The organism is Colwellia sp. BRX8-5 (assembly GCF_014077325.1).
In the GTDB taxonomy this organism is placed as follows: Bacteria; Pseudomonadota; Gammaproteobacteria; order Enterobacterales; family Alteromonadaceae; genus Colwellia_A.
In genome coordinates, this window is the sequence record NZ_JACGVR010000082.1 from 1 (window position 1) to 685 (window position 685).

Below are 685 nucleotides of genomic sequence, written 5' to 3' on the forward strand. Positions count from 1 at the left end.
CTGTCGAGAAAACCCCGTGATCCGAGCGAAGCGAAAGTCGCGGGGATGAATCGATAAACTATCCTTGTTCTTTAATGTATTTGCGAATTGTATCAGCGGAAGCATTGCCGACAGAACAAACAAAACATCCATCAGACCAGAAAGTATTCTCAATCCAAAACTGCTTTTTCAGGCCTGGATACCTCTTCCAAATCAACTTATTTGTCTGCTGCTTAATCCTTCTAACATGTTGCCCAATGGCATATCTTGGAGAAATCATCAGAAGTATATGGATGTGATCCTTGTCTACTCCAATCTCCTCAACTGAAAAGTCAGAACTATCTGATATGTCTAAAACAGCCTGCTTTACAAACTCTCCCATATCGCCAAAAAGTAGTTGCTTTCGATATTTAACCACGAGAATTAAATGCAGAGCAATTAGGTGCTTACAATGTGAATTCGTTTGACATTCCACTTGACAATCTCGGCTTGTACAGTAGTCTATACAGTATATGAAAAAGACGCTCAGATACAATTATCGGCTCAAGCCGACGGCAGAACAAGAAGTCAAACTCGTTGAATTTGGAGCATACGCCCGTGGCGTATGGAACTTGTTGCTATCTGAAAATATGCGTCGATATCGGTACGATAAAACATTTCTTTTTTACAATGAAATGGCATCGCTGATAAAAGATTTAAAAATGTT

2 protein-coding genes are annotated in these 685 nt (G+C 39.7%); one reads left to right on the plus strand and one right to left on the minus strand.

Annotation, left to right across the window (positions count from 1 at the left end):
• Window positions 1–58: 58 nt before the first annotated feature.
• Window positions 59–454: an IS200/IS605 family transposase gene (gene tnpA, locus H4J62_RS19960; RefSeq protein WP_182216024.1), complete on the minus strand. Its 396-nt coding sequence runs from the start codon at window positions 452–454 to the stop codon at window positions 59–61.
• A 37-nt stretch (window positions 455–491) separates the two neighbouring features.
• Between tnpA and H4J62_RS19965 the strand changes: the two genes are divergently transcribed.
• Window positions 492–685: helix-turn-helix domain-containing protein (locus H4J62_RS19965; protein ID WP_182218801.1), on the plus strand; the 194-nt coding region annotated here is incomplete at its 3' end.